Source organism: Streptomyces sp. NPDC051776 (assembly GCF_040681345.1).
Taxonomy (GTDB): Bacteria; Actinomycetota; Actinomycetes; order Streptomycetales; family Streptomycetaceae; genus Streptomyces.
Genome location: NZ_JBFAYQ010000056.1, coordinates 1 through 14,652 on the forward strand (window position 1 = coordinate 1; position 14,652 = coordinate 14,652).

Annotated in this window: 12 protein-coding genes and 2 pseudogenes; 3 read left to right on the forward strand and 11 right to left on the reverse strand. The window is 65.7% G+C overall.

What is annotated here, in order from left to right; genetic code table 11:
- Positions 1 to 506: 506 nt before the first annotated feature.
- Positions 507 to 707, forward strand: a complete 201-nt coding sequence (locus AB0M26_RS28225) for a DUF1918 domain-containing protein (protein ID WP_365265290.1) — start codon at positions 507 to 509, stop codon at positions 705 to 707.
- A gap of 89 nt (positions 708 to 796) precedes the next feature.
- Here the strand turns inward: AB0M26_RS28225 and AB0M26_RS28230 are convergent, their stop codons facing one another.
- From AB0M26_RS28230 to AB0M26_RS28250, 5 genes and pseudogenes are all read right to left on the reverse strand, one after another.
- Positions 797 to 1,183, reverse strand: coding sequence for an STAS domain-containing protein (locus tag AB0M26_RS28230; RefSeq protein WP_365265315.1), 387 nt, complete (start codon positions 1,181 to 1,183; stop codon positions 797 to 799).
- Between the two features lie 94 nt (positions 1,184 to 1,277).
- Positions 1,278 to 2,568 (reverse strand): annotated as a pseudogene (gene nhaA / locus AB0M26_RS28235) (Na+/H+ antiporter NhaA).
- 217 nt (positions 2,569 to 2,785) lie between these two features.
- The gene (locus AB0M26_RS28240; RefSeq protein WP_365265292.1) at positions 2,786 to 3,040 is read right to left on the reverse strand and encodes a hypothetical protein; all 255 of its coding nucleotides are present in this window, start codon (positions 3,038 to 3,040) and stop codon (positions 2,786 to 2,788) included.
- Positions 3,041 to 3,456: 416 nt separating this feature from the next.
- On the reverse strand, positions 3,457 to 3,762 hold the full coding sequence (locus AB0M26_RS28245) for a DUF6247 family protein (protein WP_365265294.1): 306 nt from the start codon (positions 3,760 to 3,762) through the stop codon (positions 3,457 to 3,459).
- 264 nt (positions 3,763 to 4,026) lie between these two features.
- Positions 4,027 to 4,173: pseudogene (locus AB0M26_RS28250) on the reverse strand (CsbD family protein); the annotation flags it as partial.
- 28 nt (positions 4,174 to 4,201) lie between these two features.
- On the opposite strand from AB0M26_RS28250, the gene AB0M26_RS28255 reads away from it, so the two are divergent.
- Complete coding sequence (locus tag AB0M26_RS28255) at positions 4,202 to 4,489, forward strand: hypothetical protein (RefSeq protein WP_365265296.1); 288 nt, start codon at positions 4,202 to 4,204, stop codon at positions 4,487 to 4,489.
- Positions 4,490 to 4,796: 307 nt separating this feature from the next.
- Here AB0M26_RS28255 and AB0M26_RS28260 read toward each other — a convergent pair whose 3' ends face one another.
- The 5 genes from AB0M26_RS28260 to AB0M26_RS28280 all read right to left on the reverse strand — a co-directional run bounded on the left by AB0M26_RS28260 (position 4,797) and on the right by AB0M26_RS28280 (position 13,015).
- Positions 4,797 to 9,950 carry a hypothetical protein gene (locus tag AB0M26_RS28260; RefSeq protein ID WP_365265298.1) on the reverse strand — a complete coding sequence of 1,718 codons (5,154 nt, stop codon included), beginning with the start codon at positions 9,948 to 9,950 and terminating at the stop codon, positions 4,797 to 4,799.
- A gap of 1,125 nt (positions 9,951 to 11,075) precedes the next feature.
- Positions 11,076 to 11,531, reverse strand: a complete 456-nt coding sequence (locus tag AB0M26_RS28265) for a GntR family transcriptional regulator (RefSeq protein ID WP_365265300.1) — start codon at positions 11,529 to 11,531, stop codon at positions 11,076 to 11,078.
- A gap of 135 nt (positions 11,532 to 11,666) precedes the next feature.
- A complete protein-coding gene (locus tag AB0M26_RS28270; protein ID WP_365265302.1) occupies positions 11,667 to 12,269 on the reverse strand; it encodes a GntR family transcriptional regulator in 603 nt (200 codons plus the stop codon).
- Entirely contained in the window at positions 12,266 to 12,676 is a 411-nt protein-coding gene (locus AB0M26_RS28275; protein WP_365265304.1) for a hypothetical protein, read from the reverse strand. Before AB0M26_RS28275 ends, AB0M26_RS28270 begins: the two co-directional genes overlap by 4 nt.
- 183 nt (positions 12,677 to 12,859) lie before the next feature.
- Positions 12,860 to 13,015 carry a hypothetical protein gene (locus AB0M26_RS28280; protein ID WP_365265306.1) on the reverse strand — a complete coding sequence of 52 codons (156 nt, stop codon included), beginning with the start codon at positions 13,013 to 13,015 and terminating at the stop codon, positions 12,860 to 12,862.
- 882 nt (positions 13,016 to 13,897) lie between these two features.
- Here AB0M26_RS28280 and AB0M26_RS28285 point away from each other — a divergent pair.
- Positions 13,898 to 14,227, forward strand: coding sequence for an ATP-binding protein (locus AB0M26_RS28285; RefSeq protein ID WP_365265317.1), 330 nt, complete (start codon positions 13,898 to 13,900; stop codon positions 14,225 to 14,227).
- Between the two features lie 31 nt (positions 14,228 to 14,258).
- Here AB0M26_RS28285 and AB0M26_RS28290 read toward each other — a convergent pair whose 3' ends face one another.
- Positions 14,259 to 14,468 (reverse strand): hypothetical protein, encoded by a 210-nt coding sequence (locus tag AB0M26_RS28290; protein WP_365265308.1) that lies wholly within the window; start codon positions 14,466 to 14,468, stop codon positions 14,259 to 14,261.
- Positions 14,469 to 14,652 lie beyond the last annotated feature (184 nt).

Sequence of the window (14,652 nt, forward strand, 5' to 3'; positions counted from 1 at the left end):
CTACCTCGCCGGCCTCCACCTCCGTGCCTCCATGATCTGGATCAACGACCTCCTGAAGGCGACTGGCTGATCACAACATCACACAGGCCCTAGCCCCCCAGCTCGCCCGCCGCGGTGACGTCGTCGACCCCGCCCGCCGCGGCCCCCAGACCGGCGCCGCCCGGTGCAACGCGGCCGCGGTGTAGTGGACCGCACCCCGGAGAGAACCTCAATGAAGAGCACGAGCTGAGGAGGGCGAGCGATGGCGGCCCCCCGATTGCCGGGCGGGTGGAGTCGGGGGCCGCCGCACACGAGTGCCGCGGGTCCTGCGCGTGTCTGCTGGAACAATGTGCCCGCCGGCGCGAAGGTCACGTGTCACGGCCTGGTCGTCTGCGCTTGATTCGTCGGTCGGGGGGATCTTCGGGCGTGGTTCTGGCATGGGCTGTCGAAAGCGGGTAGACCGAATCGGGCCGGCGGCTACACGGGTGCGGTTGCTGGTCGGGCATCGGCGAGCGAGGAGGCAAACAGTGCAGGCCAGCGTAGGTGAAAGGCTTCTCGTGCATGGGCGGGTCGTTGGGCAGCATGATCGGGTGGCTGAGATCATTGAGGTGCTGGGAGGGGAGGGTGGCCCGCCGTACCGGGTCCGTTTTGAGGACGGCCATGAGACGGTCATGAGTCCCGGCCCGGACACGGTGGTTCAGCCCTTCCACGCCGAGACCGGGGACTGAGCTCAGCCGTCATCGAAGAGGCGAACGCAGTCGCCGATCCCCCTTCGAAGGGGCATCCAATCGAGTGCCTATGGGGAGGGCGCAGGGGCCTATTTGTCGCGGTAGGTCAAGAACCGCTCCAGGTCCAGGTCGCGGAGAGTGGTGCGTGCCTGGGGGCTGGGATTGTGGATGGTGACGTCGATGCCTTGTTCGTGTGCGATGCGGGCGGCGGTGAGGAATCCCTGTGCGCCGTCGCGGGTGAGCAGCGTGACCTTGGCCAGGTGGAGTTCCAGAGAGGCTGGGGGGGTGGCGAGGGCGGCGGTGATCTGCCGCCTCGCCTGGTCTGCGTTGGAGGCGCTGATCTCTCCGCGCAGGTATACGACTGCTGCCCCCTGCGGACCGGTGCGCCAGCGGGCGGGATGTGCCGTTGTCCATACGAGTGTGAGCGTGGTGCCGAGCGCGACACTGGCACCGATGCCGCAAGGATCTCGGCCCAGATTGGTTCATTGAGGATGGCGGCCGTGGTGAGCAGTGCGCAGATGAGCAGCCATGACGCTGTGAAGGGCAGGGGGCGGTCGGGTTGGGGTGGGGTCATGTGGGGTCACCGTCTTGGGTGCGTTGGTAGATGTCGGGGATGCCGTCGGCGTCCTGGTCGAGGGTTTCCTCCTCGTACAGGCGCCGGTAGACGGTGTTTCTGCGGCGCAGGAGACTGGCGGCCAGCAGGCTGGCGGTCAGGGAGGCGATGAGGACGGCGGCTTTGACATGCTCGCCGACGGCCGAGGCAGGGAAGGCGAGTTCGCCGATGAGCAGGGCGACGGTGAAGCCGATCCCGGCCAGGGTCGCGAGGCCGAAGACGTCGGCCCAGGCCAGGTCGGGGTTGAGCTGGGCGCGGGTGAAGCGGACGGCCAGATAGGTGCCGGCGAAGACACCGAGGACTTTGCCTGCCACCAGGCCGAGGAGCACGCCCAGGGGTTCGGGGCTTGTGAACACCTTGCCGAGGGCGCCGCCGGAAATGCTGACCCCGGCGGCGAACAGCGCGAACAGCGGCACGCACAGGCCGGCCGACAGCGGGTGCAGCAGGTGCCCGGTCCGGGCGCCGGGGGAGTCCGCCTCTCCTGCGTCGCGGGTGGTGCGAAGGATCAGGCCCATCGCGACCCCGGCGACCGTGGCATGGATACCGCCGTTGTACATCAGAGCCCAGATCGCAATACCCAAGGGGACGTACCACCACCAGCCACGCACCCGCAGCCGCTGCAGGAGATAGAAGACGACCAGCCCGGCCACGGCGCCGACCAGCGCCCAGGGATTGAGGTCGGTGGTGAAGAAGACCGCGATGATCAGAATCGCACCGAGGTCATCGACGACCGCGAGAGTCCCTCAGAGCCGTCGGCAGATGCGTGGAGATGACCGCCAGAACCGTCAGAGCGAAGGCGATATCGGTAGCGATCGGCACCGCCCACCCGTCCAAGCTGCCCCCACCGGCCATCGAGATGAGGACATAGAGGGCAGCAGGCACCACCATGCCACACACCGCGGCGATGATCGGCAGCGCGGCGGTTGCCGGCGTACGCAGCGAGCCCACCACCAGTTCACGTTTCAGCTCGATCCCGGCCACCAGGAAGAACAATGCCAACAACCCGTCGGAGGCCCAGTGAGCCACCGACAGGTCCAACCCCAGTGCCTCAATCCCGAAGTGGAAATTGCTGACGGCGGCATAGCTGCTACTGAACGGCGCGTTCGCCCACACCAGCGCCACCACCGCAGCGGCCAGCAAGACCAGCCCGCCCACGGTCTCCGTACGCAGCGCCCGGGCCACAGCCTGCCGCTCCGGCCAAGGCAAAAGCCCCAGGAAGGGGGAGCGGGAACGCGGGGCGGCAACCAAAACGAAATCCTCCGGGACATCAGCATCAGGGCACACTGCCCCTCGGACGCCGACCAGACTTCCCGGCACACCCCCGCGCCATTGACGCGTCCCCTGCACCCTATACACGCCCCCGGGCAGCCCCGGGTGAACAGACACGGACCAGCCGCTGCCTTGGCCTGTCCCGCCGTGGCCGAAGCTTCCTCGGTAGGGTGGGCTGGCCGGCTGGGCCGGGGGTCTACAGGCGCCGGTCGCCCGTGGGATCGGGGCTGGTGTCTGCGGTGATCGGGGCGGGGTCGGCGAGGGCCGCGGGGTCGGTGGTCCACTCCGTGCCTCCGCGACGCGGCCGCAGCCACGCCACCGGCCTCGGATGGTCGACGTCGGAGGCGATGGCGCGCAGGATTCCGCGGCGGCCACTGACGGTGTCCGCCACGCCCCGCCCGATCCAGGGGGGATCGCGGTGGAGCAGGCCGAGGTGAGCACCGGTGGCCACAGGAACGCCAGCGCCGACCCCCGGAGACCGTCACCGGTCTCACCGCCACGCCATGCCCATGCCCACAGCCTCGACCCGCCCGATCCGCGTCGGAACCTCCGATGTGCGAGAGGGATTGCGGTTGATGCTCAACTCGCCCGCTCGGGCCACCCAGTGCTGGCTACCCGAACCAGACGATGTCCAGGACGGACAGACGGCGTAGGGACCGGTTGATCCAGTAGATGACGGTCAGCTGGCCGACAGAGTCGATGCGCACGTCTTCTCCGTCGAGGTCGCCGACGTCCCACTGCCGGAATCCCCACGGCAGGCCGCCGCCGCGTCAAGGACGTCCCAGATCATCTCCTGTGCGTGCTCGGGCAGTTCGGTGAGCAACTTCGCGGCTGGCGAAGAAACCCGGACCGCATACGGCTGGTCGGTCACCGGCGCTTCCCGCGGATCTCCTCCAGGTCCACGAACCCAGCTTCGTCCCGATCCGAGGCGAGGAATGCATCGACGGCCGGTGCGGAAGCGAGACGGGCCTGCCAGACCTGCACGACCTCGTAGAGCGTGGTGAGGGAAAAACTGCGGCGCGACTCCTCCAGCGCAAGCGGCCATTCCTGCTCAAAGGCCGGCACCCACGAGCCCGCGCGCGCATCGGCACGTAGCCGGGCAAGGACCTCGGCAGGTGCGCCGGGGGCGGGCGCGTAGGGCAGTACCGGTACATGGTCGGGCTGGGCGCTCATCGGCTCTTCCTCCGCAGCAGTTCCTACGCAGTCACGGTACGCGCGCAACACGCCGGCGCGGAACCTCGCCCCCCGACAGCCCGTCAGATGCTGTCATCCCCCGCATCGGAGCCGGGGGCCCGGAGAGGTCCCTGGTCGTTCTGCTCACCATCGCGTTCAGCCAAAACCGAGATTCTGCTGAGCACACGTGGGTGGAGCCCTCCCAGGAGGGCTCCACCCACACGCAGATTCACAGAGGCTATCGCCGTCCGGTGTCCTTGAGCCTTCCTTGGCCTGGCGTGCGTCGCCTCGCGCCTGTTCGGCGCCCCCTTCGGCGGTGAGACGCTCATTGCCCACCGAGCGGCCGACAGCTTCCTTGGTCTTGCCGACAGCCTGCTCGGTCTTCGCCTCCGTCTTCTCGTTGGCGGCCATCCTGCTCACCTTCCAGCGTCGGTAGCGTGTGCTGGAGTACGCCTGGCCACTCAAGCGCGCCCAGGGGCAGGGCCGGTCCCAGGGGGCGTACCCGACCGCGCTCACCGAGCTCCTGGACCAGCTCGAGACCCAACTGACCACGCTCGCGGACCAGGCCCCGCTGGCCGCGCTGGACCGGCTCACCCGTCGCGTCGGCCGCGATGCCGCCTATGCCGCGGAGGCCGACGAACTGTCACCGGAGACCATCGCCACCGCGCTCGGGCTCAGTCCCGACAAGGCCTGCTCACGGCTGACGGGCTACCTCCTCCGTCGCTGACGCTCGATGCGGCCTTCCAAAGAGCCACGCTGGTCTGGCCCATGGCCCCTGTGCAGCCGTCGACGGGTGTCAGGACGGTCCTGCATGCTGGCCGACTTGGCCGAAGGGTGTAAGGACGGGCTGCGCCTCTTTCAGATGTCCTCCTCGGCGTGCCGGAGGTGGACCGTGCCCGGCCCTTGATCCTGCTCAAGAGACAGTTGGCCGATTCCCCTCGGTCGTCCGGCACATCTCACTCGCGAGATCAAGCACGAGCACAGTCCAAGTACCGGCGCCCCTTGATCGACGATTCAAGCAGAGGCCGCAAGGCTCACCGTTTGATGGTGATGTCGGCCTGTGCGCTCACTGGGGGGCCGTAGTTGTCTGTAATTGTGATGTGGCAGATAGTGTCCTGTGTCAGTGGCGCTGTGCTTTTGAGTACAGCCTTCGTGGGATCGTCCTTTTTGGCCTCGAGCGTGAGCGGTGCGTCCTTCGGATCCGTGCTCATCTGCCACTTGAGGGGTTTATTGACGATTGTTTTTCCGCCGCGCGCTTCAATCGTGTAGGGCAACTGGGATTGATTGATTTGTGCGCTGTCCAGGCCGGGTAGATCGCCTAGTTCGATGGCGGCGTTTATTCCGCCGTTGAGCCCACCGCCGACAGCGACCGCGCCGTCGAATAGTGAGGTGACGACATAGACGATCTGACGAGTCAGTAGATCGAAGTCGAAGGTTTGCGCGATGGCTCGCGCAATCTGCGCAATCCAGGGCAGGCGCCCCATGATGGCCCCGACCCAGGCGGCGACAGCGCGCCCAGGAGGGGCGCCGGAGGCCACCGTTCGCACCGCAAGCACGCAGCCGAAAACCAGCGACCCAAGCCCCATGAGGAATTGCACGGCGGAGCCCTGCAAGATTTTGTTGGCTGCGCCGAGGTTCTTGAGCAAATTGGATCGGCTGCCTGTAATCGGGACGAATTTGCCGACGAGAATGCCGAGCGTATCAAAGACGAGAGTCGCACTGCTCAGTGCGAATAGGCCGTAGAGTGGCCAGTCGTCCTTGACCGGCTTGTCTTTGACTATGGGTGGCAGTGTCAGGAGGGCTCCCCAGGCGTCCACGGTCAACGAGCACGCGCTGGCCCACGAAGGAATTTCTCCCTTAGTCAATTCCATTACGCCCCAGTAGTCAGTGTGAGCGGTTGTGACACCTTCCAGAATCCCCTTGGGGATGTTCGTGACCTGGAGGGACACTGCCGCGATGGGGGGCAGGTCGGTCGGGCTGCCGGATTCTCCTTCGATCGAGTTCACGTGCCATGGCGGCGGGGGGATCGGGGGGAACTTACCGTCGGGGAATGGCGCCTTGTCGACACCCATGATCAGCTTGTAGCCGGTAGTGGCGTAGAAAGCCGCGATGAGAAAGCCTAGACCGCCCACGGTCAGAGGCTCGGGCTCCCGGTTCGGGTTCGCCTTTTTCTGCACCCAGGCGTACAAGGTGTTGACGGGTCCCAGGTCGAGGGGTGTGTCGAGAAGGGCCCCCATCCTTTGGGTGGCGTACTGGAGAAGAAATAGCAATTTCTGGACTATGGCGTCCGCTGCCGCGAGGGCGGAGTGCACCATACTGCGGAGTGCCGCGACCAGAACGCTGAGTTCCGAACGGCTGCTCGGGTCAGTGTCGTCGACACTGAAGAAGGAAGTGGGCAGCTCCTCCAGGTTGCCGAGGGAGTTGAGAGTCTGATTGAATTCTTCGTTCCCGAACAAGAAGTCAAGGAATTTCTTGAATTCGCCGGCCACCTCTTCGAGCATGGGGTGGATCTGCTCGGTCAGGAGGATGCCCTGTCCCTCGCTGCTGCTTGCGACTGTCTTGTTGAGGAACCAGCCGCCTTGCGGCGTATCGAGATCCTGCCTGTCGATCGTGCCCCCGGTCGGACTGGGTAGCGGGGGAATACTGTTGGGGAGGTCTCCCATGCGTGTGTTTGGGTAGTGGTCTGTCAGTTCCCTGAGCCACTTGTCGACAGCGGCCTCTTGTTGTTTGAACCAGTTGTCGAGTGTTTTGGCGTAGTAGCGGAAAGTTGATGTCGAGTATGGGGCGAGGACGTTCTTCACCCCGTCTTCGAAGGCCATCTTCGTGTTCCATATGTCCTTGAAGGCGAAGAGTGACTTGAGCCAGTCGATGACTCTGACGACGGCTTTGGCGACCATCTGGAAGACCGCTTCGACGGCCTGGACGGCCTGTTCGATGGCTTCTACCACCATCTCGCCCAGGGAGACGATGACGTTGCCGACCCAGACGGCGATCTCGGTGACCTTGGTGACGATGACTTCCGCGACCTGGGTGGCACCGGTCTTGATGCCTTCCCAGACGTCGTTGGCCCAGTTGGTGAAGTCCTCCCACCAGCCGGTGTAGGCGGGATGGGCGTCGCGGTAGGCCTTGTATTCGTCAAGATCTGCCTGGGTGCGGAAGGCTTGGTAGGCCGGCCGGTCGGGATCCCACAGCTGGATGACATACCCGATGACGGCCTGAGGTTCATCCAGGCCATCGAACAGGACGTGCTTGAGCTGCTTGTCACCGGCCGCCTGCCCATACAGGTTGGCGCAGTGATCGACCACGACCCGCGGGGTCAGTCCGCGCTTCTTCAGCGCGGCCCAGTCGGCCAGAGGCTCCGCCTCCAGGTCCGGCGCGTTCGGGGTGCACTGGGCGTGTTCCAGCAGGTCAGGGGTGAACCTGTCCCTCTGGGAGGGGAGACTGCCCTTGCCCGCCAGGAAGCTGTTCGCCTTGGACGCGAAGTCAATCGCGGTGCCGGCTTCCAGGCCGTCGGCGTCGAGGTGGACCACCGGCGGGTTCAGGCCGCGCGCGGGAACGGACACGACGAGCTTGCCCATGTCATTGGTGGCAACCTCGACTTCGCGTCCCGGACCGACCTGGTAAGAGATCGAGTTGATCTGAACCTCAACCAGGGAGTCGGCGGACACGGACACGTGGTGACCGGGCATGGGCTTGCCTTGCTTGGACAGCAGTGTGGCATCGGCGACGTAGTTCGAGACGATGTGGGGGGGCTTCCCGGGGTCCTGGGGCAGGCGGACCTTGTCCGTCTCCCAACGGGAGGTGGTGACGTCCTGGCTGTACAGGCGGTAGGCCTCGGCCGCCGTCGAGCGGCTCAACTTGATCAATTCCACCGCCTTGTAATCCGGGTACGGCTCCAGTTGATAGTCCACCACATCAGCATGCAGACCCACGGTGACGGGAACTTTGTTCACTGGCGGCGGTGCCTGATAGACCGGCGCGATTTTGCCGCCCCGTTGGCCCATCACGGACACCTTTCCAGCCCCAGGCCGGTAGGCCACCAGATAGCTGAGACCGCCTGTGCCGTTGTAGTCATAGCCGATGACTTGGTCCGCTGTAGAAGCGAAGTCGTAACCGCCCAACCCGTCTGCAGATTTCTCTATCCACTGAAAGGTATTGGTGTGGCCGTTCCGTTCGAAGACATATACGGTCTGGTCGGCTTCGTTGCGGTTCGGGCCAGGCCGGTACGCCAACAAATGGTCATTTCTCCCCAGGCCGGTGTAGTCGAACGGAAGCAGGCGATCGCGAGACGCGTTCAGCTGGAACGGGCTGATGCCGCCCGTGTCATTGTGGACCACCGCGTCGAACCCACCCCCGCGCCGCCATGGGTAGAGGACGTACACCATGCCGGTGCCGGGCCGATAGGCCAGCAGGTGATTGTCACTACCGGTGCCGTCGTAGTCGAAGCCGACTACCTGGTCAGCGTCACTGTTCAGAGTGAAACCGCCGAGACCTGTCGAGGACTCGAACACGGTACTGAACGAACCACCCCCCTGCGGTCCCAGCACCCACGCCTTACCCGTGCCCGGCCGATAGGCCAGCAGGGAGTTCTTGTGACCCAGCCAATCAAACGGCACCAGCCGGTCCCGAGCATCCGCAAGGTTGCACCCCCCAATGCCGCCACTGGCGCTAAAGGCCACCAAGTCGAACCAGTCTGCCCCCTCCTGCTTCTTGAAAATCGCGAACTTGCCCGCCCCCGGACGGTAGGCCAACAGGTGATCCGCACTGCCCGACCCCGTGTAGTCGTAGGCTATGACCCGGTCTGCCGAGGAACTGAAGTCAAACCCTGGGAGCCCATCCCCTGACAGAAATGTTCTGTCGAACCCGCTGGCCCGCGAAGTGCGCTCCACCACCCAAACCCTCTGGTCACCGAGGCTCGTACCGGGCCGGTAGACAAGCAAATGGTCCGACTTGCCTGACCGTCTGTAGTCGAACGCGACCACATGGTCGTTGGATCGGGCCAGATCGCAGCCGCCGATACCCGACTGTGCTCCCGCCACCCGTGCCTGGGTCCATGTCGGCTCCAACACCTGTGCTGTGTCGGATCCCACGTTCCGCTTAACTGTCTGCCATCCGGACTGGTGCAACACTTGCAAGCTTCCAGCAGCGTTGATACCGAACACATGCAGTTTGCCGTCCGCGTCCTGCCACAGCTTCGTCTTCGATACGAAACCCGCGTTGACGCTTGTGGTCACGAGATGGTGCCCGGGTGACATGAAATAGCCCGTCACCAGGGCACCCTTCGCATCCAAGTAGGCGAACCCTACGTCTCCTTGTGGGTTGTCCCGGTTGAGGTATGGCTGATGAAAGGCGCCACAGAACTGCTCAACCCCGGTGGAAACCGTGTACACGGGTGAATGTCCGCCCTCACCCTCACGTTCCTCAATACGGATCAGTGTCTTACCGTCCAGACGGTAGTACACGAATGTGTAAGGCTTGGCTGAAGCAGAGAAGTACGGCAAGTACCCGCCCCCAACTACGGGCTTGCCGGTATTCATGACCCTCGTGGGTGCAAGAACCCAACCGCCGCGATCCTGTGAGCCAGATTGAGTGACCTCAGGAAGTCGGGGCATGAGTACCAGATTGGAATACCTCCCCGGGAAATTTGACAAACTGGTCCCGAGAACAAGGGCGCCGCCGTCCTGAGCGTACGAGACACACAGCCCACGCGCGGCAATACCTTGCTGATTGAACGTCGTCATCCCCGTCCATTTGCACCGCGCCGTTCCCTCCGGTGTACGCTGCTCAACGGTGAGAACCAGCCCGAACAGCCGGGAATTGTCATCCTTTGGGCTGCAGATGGCCCACACATCACCGGACGGATGCACCGCGACGACAACCTCGGCAACCAGTGGCGCGTCGACCGGCTCCTGCAGCCATCCTGTAGCGGATGAGTCTGTCCTCTCCAGGTACGTGATCTGGCCCTTGCGGTTGATCACCAGTGCTTCCTCGCGCCCTTCCTTGAAGGGGTTCGAAAACAGCGCCTCCTGGTTATGGGACCCGTCCCCGACCTCCACGCCCTCGGCTGGCACTGCATCCTGCATCAGTTGCGTTGACAGCGAGAACGAGCCGGGCTGCTGCAGGCCCGGATCCACTGCGGGCTCGTTATTCGACCGCGGGGGATTGCGCAGGAATGTCTCAATGCCCATGATCTACTCCTCAACATGGGGAAAGCTGCCTACTGCACCTGATCGAAAGCTACGGCTCCGGCAGCGCCGAACCGCCAAAGAACCGATCAGATAGGGAACGGGGCCGGGAGGCGGATGGCTCGCGCGCCCCTTGGTTCGTGCACCGGAGCCCCTGCCGGTCACGGCCAACTGCACGCCGAGGAAGATCCGGGAGCAGATCCTGCGGCAGGCCGTTTCCCGCGGGATGTCGGGCACAGTCGGAGGCGGCTGCGACGCGGCGTACGCTGCAGGGCCGGAGCGACCAAGGGGCTGACCAGGGCCCGCTCCTCGCTCTTCACCGGGCGCGGTGCGTGCGGCACACTTCTGGAAACCGTTCGGGTCCCGCCCGCGCTGTGAGGGCCTGGCCATGATCGTGCTCCTCGCGCTATCCGACACGAGCACCCGCGCCGGACACATTCATTCTCCGCCGACCCGGACGATTCGGCGCGGCGAAGCCCGCCCGGCTTTTTCAGAATTCGCAGGTGCCGTGCTGGCCCGGGACCGGAGCATGGCGCGCGTGGTGATCTTCCACTGCCGTCGCTGTCACAGTGATCTCCACGCCTTGCCGAAGGGCTCGGAGTCCCCCAATGCGGCCGGGCACCGTCGAGGGAGCGCCTTCCGGTCTCGGACGGCGTCAACACCCCCATTTTGGAGGCGACGTTGAAGCCAACGAGCCATTGCAGGCCCCCAAGGCTCTATCCCGGCCCGCGCCCCCGGGGCTGTTCCGCCAGCGGGCAACCCGCGGGAGTGGAAGCCCTACCGCCCGATGCTCCGCGCAGATGGCACGAAGTTGGACCCGACAAGCGCCGACGTCAGGAGACGACGTCGAGTTCCCAGAGCACGAGTTGCTTGACGAACGGGTTGTACCGCAGCAGGCGCTCGGGCTCGACACCTCCGCTGCGCACGCGGACTGGATCGAACACAAATCTCGGTCGATGCGGTGTGAGCAGCGCAGCGTAAATGCGGGCGGCCAATGACGACCAGGAGGTGGGGACAGTGTGCAGCTACGGAGTTGCAAGCCTCTCCGAGAGCCGGGTCACCGTGAACACGAGTTCGGTGATCGCAGTCGTGAGGGCGCGGACGTCGTCGGCCGAAACGACGATGGGCTCACCCCGGAACGCTGTAGAGGAGTCCTTCGCTCCTGAGCAGTCGCAGCGCGTTCTGGACGGTGCCGCTGGCGACGCTGTGCCGCTCCTGAAGAGTTCGGGCCGAGGGCAGTTTGTCACCGGGATTCAGTTCGGCGATCTCTCGACGCACGAGCTCGGCGAGCCGGCGGTAAGGAGCCCGGCCTCCTCCTGGCTCCCCGGCACCGGGCGTGCCTGGGCCAACGACGAAGTATCCACGCCCTTGGTGGAGTTCGATCATGCCCTCGGCTCTCAGCACACCGAGCGCCGCCCGCGCGGTCATGTTCGCCACCCCGAACCGCGCCTCGATGTCGCGACTCGAGGGTGCGCGAGCACCGGACGGGAGGTCCCGGATCTCGTGTCGGAGCTCGATGGCTATGCGCCGGTACGGCGGCATGAATGAATTCTGCGAAGTCCAGCGGTAGGGGCCGCCGGTCATGACCACTGGTCCTTGCGCTTGGGGTGGTTCGGCTTCCGGTGGAGCTCTCGCTCCACCTGTTCCACCCGGCCAATGACGACCAGGAGGTGGGGACAGTGTGCAGCTACGGAGTTGCAAGCCTCTCCGAGAGCCGGGTCACCGTGAACACGAGTTCGGTGATCGCAGTCGTGAGGGCGCGGACGTCGTCGGCCGAAACGACGATGGGCTCACCGGGCGCGCCAGGGTGGGCCTGGTCCAACCGCCGGCCGCCAGGAGGCCGGGTCTGCTGGGACCGGAAGCTGCCACGCCCCGGGACGCTCTAGAGGAGTCCTTCGCTCTTGAGCAGTCGCAGCGCGTTCTGGACGGTGCCGCTGGCGACGCTGTGCCGCTCCTGAGAGTTCGGGCCGAGGGCAGTTTGTCTCCGGGATTCAGTTCGGCGATCTCTCGACGCAGGAGCTCGGCGAGCCGGCGGTAAGGAGCCCGGCCTCCTCCTGGCTCCCCGGCACCGGGCGTGCCTGGGCCGACGACGAAGTGTCCACGCCCCTGGTGGAGTTCGATCATGCCCTCGGCTCTCAGCACACCGAGCGCCGCCCGCGCGGTCATGTTCGCGACCCCGAACCGCGCCTCGATGTCGCGACTCGAGGGTGCGCCAGCACCGGGTGGGAGGTCGCGGAGCTCGTGTCGGAGCTCGATGGCTATGCGCCGGTACGGCGGCATGAATGAGTTCTGCGAAGTCCAGCGGTAGGGGCCGCCGGTCATGACCACTGGTCCTTGCGCTTGGGGTGGTTCGGCTTCCGGTGGAGCTCTCGCTCCACCTGTTCCACCTCGGCCTGGCCGTAGGCGGTACGTACGCCAGAAGCAGTGAGGCCGGTGGCCTCTGCGAGCGGGTCAAGTTCGTAGGCCCTCTTGCCATGGAACTCCCTGCCATAGGCCAGTAGCCGGCGCATTTCGGCGTCCAAGGCGTTCCGCCGGGCCGTGATGTCCTTGAGCGCGAGCAGGAGAGCGTCTTCGTCCAGGCCCTCACTCGCTGCCTCCAAGTTGGTGGCGGCCTCTTCGCGCTGAGCAGCCACCTGCTCGCATGCGTCGTCGTAAGCGTCCGCCGGGCGCACGTCACCGGGCTGCGGCATGGGGAAGCGGAGCGCGGCGATGTCGTTGATCTGATGCATGATGGCGCGGGGCAGCGCCCTCGACTTGGCCGGTCCTGCACCGGGACCCGGCCTCCCGCCGGTGGGCGCCGTGCAAATCAATTCCCCCGCCAGTGCGGAGAGAGCCCGAAAATCTCCTCGAAGCCTCCCCCTTTTGTCGGGCGGCCCCTCATGAACGGCCACCGCGTGACCCGAGAGATGTGCTCAGCACTTCAGGCCGAACGGCCCGACCGGGCCGAGGACTTCGTCTATGACGACATCATCGCGATGGCCCGCGCGCTCCCGCCGCCTGACATCGAAGGCCTCGCCGCCATGCTCGGCGCGGCCGGCCACGGCTGCACCGGCACCCTGCTCGACCACCGCGACGGCAGCATCTCCTGCTCCCGCGGTCTCGACTGCCCCGGCGTCGCCTCCGCACCCTCGCTGGACCGACTGCCACAATCACGGCCTCTGCGCCCACTGCGACGGACCACCGCTCACCTGGATCTGCGACTCTCCCCAGCCGTCGGAGCACTGAACTTCGACCCGCTCCCGAGGGGCCGGATCGGAGCCACGGGACCTGGACGAAGAGGGGCTGCAGCCGGGCATCCGGCTGCAGCCCCATTGCGCATCGCGCACGCACGGTACGGGTACCGGTCCTCTGCGCTCTGTATGGCGTGGCCGGCATGCCCTTACACAGCGACCGAATCGCAACTCCCAATTGGCGGCCGAGTCGTCGTGGACACCGGGCGGCCAGTCATGTACAGCCATCGTCGGCAGGCCGTTGAAAGCCATACCCGGTGTCTGGGAAGTCCGACCCTACGATGGCCCGACCCGACCCGTGATCAAGGTAAGGGCCGTTGACACTGGACCACAAGACGATCAGGCAGTACCTGGCCCCGGCGGAGGCCGCCGGGATGACCCCGGGCGGCCCGGCGATGACCGAGCAGGCACCCTGCTGCCGCTGCCCAAGACGCCGTTCGTGCTGGCCCGCTGGTCGAGCGCGACGGTCGGCCCGGACATCCACATCAAGGTGGGCCGCACCCTCTACTCAGTGCCGTGGAAACTGATCGGCAAGCGCGTCGACGTCCGCTCGACGCGGGCGTTCGTGCAGGTCTTCCACGACGGAGAACTGGTCAAGGCCCATGCGGCCCTTGAGCAGGGCAAGCGCACCCACAGCGGCGACTACCCGCCCGAGAAGGATCGCTTTCGATATGCGGACTCCGACGTGGTGCCGCACCAGTCCACGCAGGTCGGCCCGGCCTGGCCCACGGCGGCGAGCTCGGACACCTCGAATTCCTCCGGATCCTCTGCCAGGACGAGATCACCCGCCGCGACACCGCCGCCTTCCAACCCTGCCTCGCCCGGGCGAAGTTCGAGCAGCAGGTCACCCTGGAAGAGTTCGACTTCGCCGCCTCCCGGAAGCTACCCGCAGCCCAGATCCGCGACCTCGCGGCCCTGCGCTGGCTCCACACCGGCGGGTCCGCAATTTTGTTTGGGCCGGTCGGTGGACGAGGTCAGGGCCTGGGGAATTACGTGACCGTTCACACCCGCACCTTTTCCGGCTCTCCGTTCTCCAGAATGCGGCGGTGACTTCCACGGACGCTGATGACGCCGCGTCCCCTCACGGGGGAATGCGTCGGGTGGTCTGGCCGTACCCGGGTGATCGTTCAGAGAACAAACCGCCACCGATGATCCGGTATGCCGCCTCACGCCGCCATGCCTCAACCGTCTGCGTCAGCAGATCCTGCGTGGGCAGCAGCACCAGCACCCGCCCACTACGTGCGATACGCAGCGCAGCATGAGCCGCCATGATGGTTTGCCCGTACCGCATGCCACCACCGTGGAAGGCGCGGAGCCCGTTTTCCGGGTTTCCTCCAATGGGAGTGTCCAATCCGCATACGACAGCGTTCACAGCACAAGAGCGGGCCGGTAACGGTGTGCGCCACCACGCCGAGAGATTCAAAGGCTATTGGGCCGTTGAGGTGAGGAACAACCTGGACCCATCACGGAAGACA

What these genes read in the sequence shown, in the direction of transcription:
- AB0M26_RS28275 (WP_365265304.1), bottom strand. Translation starts at nt 12,676, where the DNA reads ATGCATCAGATCAACGACATCGCCGCGCTCCGCTTCCCCATGCCGCAG.
- AB0M26_RS28265 (WP_365265300.1), bottom strand. Translation starts at nt 11,531, where the DNA reads ATGACCGGCGGCCCCTACCGCTGGACTTCGCAGAATTCATTCATGCCG.
- AB0M26_RS28270 (WP_365265302.1), bottom strand. Translation starts at nt 12,269, where the DNA reads ATGACCGGCGGCCCCTACCGCTGGACTTCGCAGAACTCATTCATGCCG.
- AB0M26_RS28260 (WP_365265298.1), bottom strand. Translation starts at nt 9,950, where the DNA reads ATGGGCATTGAGACATTCCTGCGCAATCCCCCGCGGTCGAATAACGAG.
- AB0M26_RS28290 (WP_365265308.1), bottom strand. Translation starts at nt 14,468, where the DNA reads ATGCGGTACGGGCAAACCATCATGGCGGCTCATGCTGCGCTGCGTATC.
- AB0M26_RS28245 (WP_365265294.1), bottom strand. Translation starts at nt 3,762, where the DNA reads ATGAGCGCCCAGCCCGACCATGTACCGGTACTGCCCTACGCGCCCGCC.